This is a genomic window from Variovorax sp. P1_H12_2, assembly GCF_056405335.1.
Map to the genome: position 1 here is coordinate 1 of NZ_JBFUCI010000359.1, position 6,814 is coordinate 6,814.

Annotated in this window: 7 protein-coding genes; 1 reads left to right on the forward strand and 6 read right to left on the reverse strand. The window is 67.7% G+C overall.

The window, feature by feature from the left end; translation table 11 throughout:
- Nucleotides 1-181: 181 nt before the first annotated feature.
- A complete protein-coding gene (locus AC1D2K_RS26885) occupies nt 182-814 on the forward strand; it encodes a class I SAM-dependent methyltransferase (protein ID WP_478092427.1) in 633 nt (210 codons plus the stop codon).
- A 16-nt stretch (nt 815-830) separates the two neighbouring features.
- Here AC1D2K_RS26885 and AC1D2K_RS26890 read toward each other — a convergent pair whose 3' ends face one another.
- The 6 genes from AC1D2K_RS26890 to AC1D2K_RS26915 form a co-directional block, all read right to left on the reverse strand.
- Nucleotides 831-2,573 carry a SulP family inorganic anion transporter gene (locus AC1D2K_RS26890; RefSeq protein ID WP_478092429.1) on the reverse strand — a complete coding sequence of 581 codons (1,743 nt, stop codon included), beginning with the start codon at nt 2,571-2,573 and terminating at the stop codon, nt 831-833.
- Between the two features lie 33 nt (nt 2,574-2,606).
- Nucleotides 2,607-3,233 (reverse strand): hypothetical protein, encoded by a 627-nt coding sequence (locus AC1D2K_RS26895; protein ID WP_478092431.1) that lies wholly within the window; start codon nt 3,231-3,233, stop codon nt 2,607-2,609.
- 11 nt (nt 3,234-3,244) lie between these two features.
- Nucleotides 3,245-4,153: a DUF2092 domain-containing protein gene (locus tag AC1D2K_RS26900; protein WP_478092433.1), complete on the reverse strand. Its 909-nt coding sequence runs from the start codon at nt 4,151-4,153 to the stop codon at nt 3,245-3,247.
- 62 nt (nt 4,154-4,215) lie between these two features.
- A complete protein-coding gene (locus tag AC1D2K_RS26905; RefSeq protein WP_478092435.1) occupies nt 4,216-5,064 on the reverse strand; it encodes a tetratricopeptide repeat protein in 849 nt (282 codons plus the stop codon).
- A 114-nt stretch (nt 5,065-5,178) separates the two neighbouring features.
- A complete protein-coding gene (locus tag AC1D2K_RS26910) occupies nt 5,179-6,129 on the reverse strand; it encodes an MlaD family protein (RefSeq protein ID WP_478092437.1) in 951 nt (316 codons plus the stop codon).
- 201 nt (nt 6,130-6,330) lie between these two features.
- A partial coding sequence (locus tag AC1D2K_RS26915; RefSeq protein ID WP_478092439.1) for an ABC transporter permease occupies nt 6,331-6,814 on the reverse strand: 484 nt, incomplete at its 5' end.

The window sequence follows — 6,814 nt, forward strand, 5'->3', positions numbered from 1 at the left end:
TCCTCAGGTTGCCCAACCCGATCGATRCCTCCCAGTTGTACTGGCTCACCCGCCGGCTCATGACCCTGGTGCCCGAACTGCAAGCCGCGGCGATCGCATTCGCCAAGCCAGGCTGCCATCCGACTCCGCCCCTTGCCTGATGGCGTCTAGCCGCTGGGCGAGAATCAGGGAGGAGCCGAATATGCATCTTTCATCTAACGACCTTGGGCGGATCGCCGCCGTGACGCTCGGGCACTACGACCTGCACGCGGAAGAATTCTGGCAAGGCACGCGGGACCACGACGTCAGTCAGAACATCGCGGCGCTCCTGCAGTACATCGAGACGGATCCGCCGTTCAAGATCCTGGATTTCGGCTGCGGGCCCGGGCGCGACCTCATGACATTCCAGCGACTCGGCCACCACGCGACAGGACTGGAGGGGTCCGAGCGGCTCGCCGCGATGGCGCGGGCGTACAGCGGGTGCGAGGTCCTGCAGCAGGATTTCCTCCAGCTGAGTCTGCCGGCCGGCCACTTCGACGGCGTGTTCGCGAATGCGGCGCTGTTCCACGTCCCCGGTCAGGAATTGCCGCGCGTACTGGGCGACCTCCACGCGACGCTCAAGCCGGGCGGCGTGCTGTTCAGCTCGAACCCCCGTGGCGATGGCCAGGAGGGTTGGAACGGCGACCGCTACGRCGCCTTCCACGACCTGGACGCCTGGCGCCGATACATGTCGGCAGCCCGCTTCACCGAACTGGCACACTACTACCGACCGTCCGGCATGCCGCGCGAACAGCAGCCCTGGCTGGCGAGTGTGTGGCGCAAGCCGGCACCCTGAGCGCCGGGGCCCTCACTCACCCCGGTGTTTCTGCCGTCTTGCGCCCCTCCAGCTCGTCGATGACGTCGGCCACCGAGATCCGGCGCCCGAAGTAGCCCACGCTCTCTTCCAGTCCTTCGGCGCGGAGAAGGTCGCGAACCGGGGCATGCGCCGCAACCAACCGCATGCGGATGCCCGCTTCGGCGAGTTCCTGGTGCAGTTTGGCCAGCATCCTCGCCCCGGCCATGTCGACCTGGGGCGAGGTCGACAGGTCGCAGACCACCAGCTTCAGCGTGCCGGGGGCGGAGCGACGCATCTGGCGCACGGCCTCGCGCACGTGCTCGGCGTTGAAATAGAGCAGGGCCGCATCGACGCGGAAGGCGAGCACGCCCGGCACCGCCGTGTTGTCGGGGTTGCGCTCGATGTCGGAGAACTTCCGCGTGCCCGGTATGCGTCCGAGGGTGGCCACATGCGGGGACGCGACGCGGCGGATCAGCAGCACCAGCGACGCCAGCACCGCGACGATGACGCCATTGAGGATGCCCAGCAACAGCACCGCGACGAAGGCGATCATCGACACCGCGAACTCGTAGCGGCTGACCCGCCAGAGTCGCTTCATCTCGCCGATGTCCACCAGCCCCTTGACGGCCACCAGAACGATGGCAGCGAGGACGACGTTGGGCAGGTTCTTCAGCCCGTCGGTCAGGAACATCAGGCACAGGCCGATCGTCACCGAGGCGAACACCAGCGCCAGCGGTGTCTTGGCGCCGGCCTTGTCGTTGACCGACGATTGCGAGAGGCCGCCAGCCACCGGATAGGCCTGGAAAAAAGCCGCGCCGAGATTGGCCGCACCGAGCCCCAGGAATTCCTGGCGCGGATCGATCTCGTATTTGTGGGCTTCGGCCAGGGCGCGTGCGGCCGAGACGCTCTCCACGTAGGAAAGCAGCAGGCAGGCGAACGCGAGCGGAATCACGCCTTCCACGTCGCGCACCCGCAAGCCGGGCAGCTTGAAGTCCGGAAGCCCCTGGGGCAGCGCGCCGACCACCTTGAAGCCCAGGTCGCCCAGCGGAGTCACCGACAGCACGACGATGGAGGCCACCACCACGAACAACGCGGCCGGGCGGCCCGGCAAGTACTTCTCCGCCAGCAACAGCAGAATCAGCGCCACGAGGCCGAAGGCCAGCACGGCGAGGTTGGTCTCGGGGATCTGGCCGCCGAGTATGACGAGGCGCTCGAAGAAGGATTCACCGCCTCCCTTGACGCCGAACAGCTTGGGCAGCTGGGTCAGCGCGATGGTGCAGGCGGCGCCGGCCTTGAAGCCGAGCAGGATGGTCTCGCTGATGAAGTTGACCAGCGAACTCAAGCGCAGCAGCCATGCCAGCGCGCACATGGCCGCGATCAGCAATGCGGTCAGCGCCGCGATGCTGGCCCAGCGATCCGGATCGCCTTGCGCCATGCCGGCCACGGTCACGCCGACCAGCATCGAGATCGCGGAAGTGGGTCCGATCGCCAGTTGGCGCGACGTGCCGAACAGCGCGTAGAACAGGCCGCCGACCAGGTAGCAGTAGATGCCGTACTGCGGCGGCAGGCCGGCCAGCGTGGCATAGGCCAGCGACACCGGGATGCCGTAGGCGGCCAGGGTGACGCCGGCGATGGCGTCGTTGGCCAGCCACTTGGGCTGATAGGACGCCAGCCACTGCGCCGGCGGAAAGGCAGCGCGCCAGCCGCGCACCTGGGCGTCTTCCGCCCGCGCTGGCACAGGTTCTGCTGGTTGAGTCATGGTTGAACTCCGGCCCGGGTGGCCGCCGCGGCATCAGTACGGTGGATTGACCACCACGTATTGGGATCCCTGCGGCTGATACCACTGGCTGCCGCACTGCTGGTACACCATGCCGCTGTAGTTGACCGGGACACAGTTGGCCGGCACGGTATTCACCATCGAGCCCACCACGGCCGAAGTCACGGCCACCGCGGCGCCGACGGCCACCGCGCCGGCGACCGGATGGTAGTCATTGTCCCAGCCGCCGCCGCAGCAGTTGTTGTTGCCGGCGACATTGACGTTGACGTTCCGATTGGCGTTGACGTTCGTATTGCGGTTGGCGTTGACGTTGGCATTGCGGTTGCTGTTGACGTTGTTCGCGCTGGCACTTCGGACGTCATTGGTCCGCGTGTCGGCCCTGCTGTTGTTGACCTGCGCGGCCTGCCTGCCGCCGCCCGCAGCCGCAGCGCCGCCACCGCCACCGCCCCCAGCGCGGGCGCCTCCACCGCCTCCGCCGGCGCTCGCACGAGCCCCGCCCCCGCCACCGCCGCCACCACCGCCGCGGCCCCCGCCCCCACCGCCGCGATCGCCCGCGGCCTCGGCCACAGGGGTCCACGCAAAGCTGACCAAGACCAGGACGGCCAGGGGAGCCGCAAGCATCTTGCTGAATGATCCTTTCATGGTCGCGCTCCTCACCTGGCTTTCACCGGAACAATTTCGATTCGGGTCGCACCCTTGGGTGGTGTGAACCTGAACGTCGCCTCGTTGAAGGCCGGCTTCAGATTCCAGTCCATGAGGGTGATCGATTGCGGTCGCGCATCGTCGCTGCGGTTGGTGATCACGAGCTTGCGCGGCAAGGGCTTGTTGCCCGCCGTGATCCAGATCTGCCAATCGAAATCCCCCTGTCGAAAGGCGTAGTGGTCGCAGAGACTGTCCCCGATGAAGTCCTGCCCGGCATTCATCGCCGATTCGATCTTGTCGACCGGCGCTGCCGGGGTGCCCCAGGTGAACAGGTCGGACATCGGGATCTCGACGCCGTAGCGCTCTTCCAGCTTGCCGACGAGCACGCTGTTGGGCTCCGAGAACTCGACGGTCGAGTAGTACTTCTGCGCAGGGATGTACAGCGCAACCGTCTTGCCGTCATAGAAGATCTCGCGCTCCGAGCGAACACTCCACATCCGGGCGCGCAGCTTGTTGGGACGCTCTGCATCGACCGTGGCCGAGGCCGTGTGCATCAGCTTCTGGCCGTCGCTCAGGACGCGCTCGCCCGTCAGCGTGGTCGAGGCCCGGAACCGGTCCAGCGTCTGCAAGTAGGCGCCCATGTCCTTGAGGGCCTGAATCGAAGCCGGATCGACGGGATTGGCGGCGGGCGGCGGGGCCGCGCCCGCGGGGGCTGTTTGCGCGTCGACGACCGGTGCCGCCAGAGACAAGGCCAGAATGGCCGATGCAAGTCTTCCGAGTTTCATCTGCGCTCCTTTGCAGCTGCGCGTCCAGCATGCGCGAGCGGGTCGGATCGCAAATTGACAAATATCAATCGCCATGCCAAATGCCGAAGTTCGGCCGCGGCCGAGCGGCCTCGTCGCGGCCAGGCGCGAACGCACGGTATCCGGTTCTATCCCAGGCAACGGCGCGGATCGTCCCGCCGTCAACGCCGCGCCGCGGTCTACGGCGCCGCAGCCGCCAGCAGTCTCGCGGTGCGCTCGGCACCCGCCTCGTTCCCGGCGGCGAGGGCCACGTCGCGCGCCCGGGTCCAGTAGTCCCGGGCGAGTTCCGGCTTGTCCTGCGACGCCTGACCCAGGAGCAGCAAGTCCTGGTAGATCTTCTCGCTCGCTCCCGCCGCCTTGTCCATCTTCAAGGCTTCTTCGAGCAGCGGCACCGCGGCGGCCGGTGTCTTCATCGCGAGATAGGCACTGCCCTGCAGGCGCAGCGCATTGGCCTTCTCCAGCGCATCGTCCTTGGCCAGCGCGCGCTGGGCCTGCTGCGCCAGCCGCAATCCCTCCTCGGCGTTTCCGGCGCTCAGCGCCAGATAGGCCTTCAGGTTGAGGATCTTGCCCCTGACACTGCAGCCGCTGCCGCAGAGCGTGGCGGCCTGATCGAGCGATTGCCCGGCGCTCGCGCGATCGCTCGCCTGCACCGCCATGGCGCGACGCAATGCGGCCTCGGCACGGCGCTCGGCGCTGAACGCGAGGCGGCGCTCGTCCAGCACCAGGTCGAGCTGCTTCAGCGCCTCGTCCTGGCGCCCCATGCGCAGGTAGACCATCGAGAGGTTGAGCCGCGTGGCGGCGATGGCGTCATCGTCCTCGATCGACTGTTCGACCACCAGTGCCTGCTGGAAGAAGGCCAGCGCACGCGGCAGGTTCCCCGCCTTGTAGCGATCGATGCCCTGGGTGCTGTAGCCCTGGGCCTGGATCTCGGACGCCGAGCGCACGGGCGGCGTCGAGCAAGCGCCGAGCAGGCACAGGGCCAGGGCACACAGCCCGCAGGCGTTCCGTCTCACTGCGCGGCTCGTCATTGGGAACCTCCGCGCAGCAGCGCTTCGGTACTCGCCTTGGGAGCGGCCCGGCGGCTCATTGGGAACCTCCGCGCAGCAGCGCTTCGGTATTCGCCTTGGGGGCGGCCCGGCGGCTCATTGCACCTCCCCCGGAAGCGGCAGCCCGCCGATGCTGTCGATCGGCAGCGACTGTGGCGTGGTCGGCGTGCCGGTCAGCAGGCTGATCGGCCAGGTCTGGCGCGCATTGCTCACCATCTGGTTGGTCTGCGTCGCCGCGGCCTGGACCTGGTCGAGCACGGCGGGCAATCGCTCCGACGCCTGGGCCGCCATCGCCTGCAGCTCGGCACTGGCCTTCTGCGAGGTGGCCGCGGCCTGCTGCACCTTCTCGATCACTTCGGGGGCGGCCTGCGCCACGACGTCGATGGTCTGGCCGGCCCTCTGCAGCGTGGACACGGCACCGGTCTCTATGGTCTGCACGGCCTGCTGCGTCTTGTCGAGCACGTCGCTGGTCCTCTCGGCGATCGCGGGCATTTTCGAGACGACATCGCGGCCCGCCTGCAGCGTCTGCTGGAAGGCGCCGTCCGGGTCGGTCAGGCTTTCGGTCAGCTTGCGCGCGTCGGCGATCACCGGCATCAGCGCGGTCTGCATCTCCTGCGCGATCAGGCCGCCGTCCCCGCCGCGCTCGAACGCCAGCACCTCGCCGGACGCCACCGGCTGCCCACCGGCCCGCGGCGGCACCAGGTCGATCGCGGGCTTGCCGATCGGGCTCTCCTGCACCAGGCGGGCCCGCGTGCCCTTCGGAATCTGCGCCATGTGGTCGCGGCCAATGCCGAGTTCGAGCCGTGCGCCCGATGCGCCGGCCGGCGACAGCGAGATGGCGCGCACGTTGCCGACCACCACGCCACGGGTGGTCACCGGCATGCCCTGGGCCATGCCGGCGGCGTCGGGCAGGTCGACGAAGAGCCTGTCCTGGCGCTGGAACAAGCCCTGCTGGTAGGCGATCCAGGCCAGCAACGCGGCGATGACCAGGACGAGGACCACCACCACCGCGGGGGCAGTCCGGGGCCTTGTGTCGGATTTGAGCATCGGTATCCTCCGGTGAAAGAGAGCGCCAGATTCCTGAACCTCGCGAGTATCTCCGGGATGGGGGTCCAGGGTGTGCGCGTTCCCGAACGCGGSCGACACTCACTTCGCCACCCGGAAGAAGGTCAGAGGTCCTAAATGCACGTATCACTACCGGCAGCGTGGGAAGTCGGCAAATTCATAGGCGCGCGAAAGTAAATTCCTTCAAGCCGACGCGCCGTTCAGCCCCGGACGCTCGCGCTGCGAGGCATGCCARACCAGGTAGCGCGCCTCCGCGACCTCGATGGCCTTGAACAGCAGCACCCCCAGGATGCACAGCAGGATCAGCGCGACAAACACCGTGGACGTATCGAAGCTCCCCTGTGCCACCAGAATCACATGGCCAAGCCCCGCCTCGCCGGCGACGAACTCGCCGACGATGGTGCCGACCAGTGCGAAGGACACGCCGACCTTCATGYCCGCGAAGATGCTCGGCAGCGCATTTGGAAATCGGATCTTCCACAGCATCTTGGCGCGCGAGGCATGGTTGACGCGCGCCATGTCGAGCATGTCGGGATCGGTCGAGCGCAGGCCGAGCACGGTGTCGATCAGGATCGGGAAGATCGCGATCAGCATCGCGATCGCGACCTTCGGCATGGCGCCCGTGCCCATCCAGATCACGAACAGCGGTGCCAGCGCGACCTTGGGC

What these genes read in the sequence shown, in the direction of transcription:
- AC1D2K_RS26910 (WP_478092437.1), bottom strand. Translation starts at nt 6,129, where the DNA reads ATGCTCAAATCCGACACAAGGCCCCGGACTGCCCCCGCGGTGGTGGTG.
- AC1D2K_RS26905 (WP_478092435.1), bottom strand. Translation starts at nt 5,064, where the DNA reads ATGACGAGCCGCGCAGTGAGACGGAACGCCTGCGGGCTGTGTGCCCTG.
- AC1D2K_RS26895 (WP_478092431.1), bottom strand. Translation starts at nt 3,233, where the DNA reads ATGAAAGGATCATTCAGCAAGATGCTTGCGGCTCCCCTGGCCGTCCTG.
- AC1D2K_RS26890 (WP_478092429.1), bottom strand. Translation starts at nt 2,573, where the DNA reads ATGACTCAACCAGCAGAACCTGTGCCAGCGCGGGCGGAAGACGCCCAG.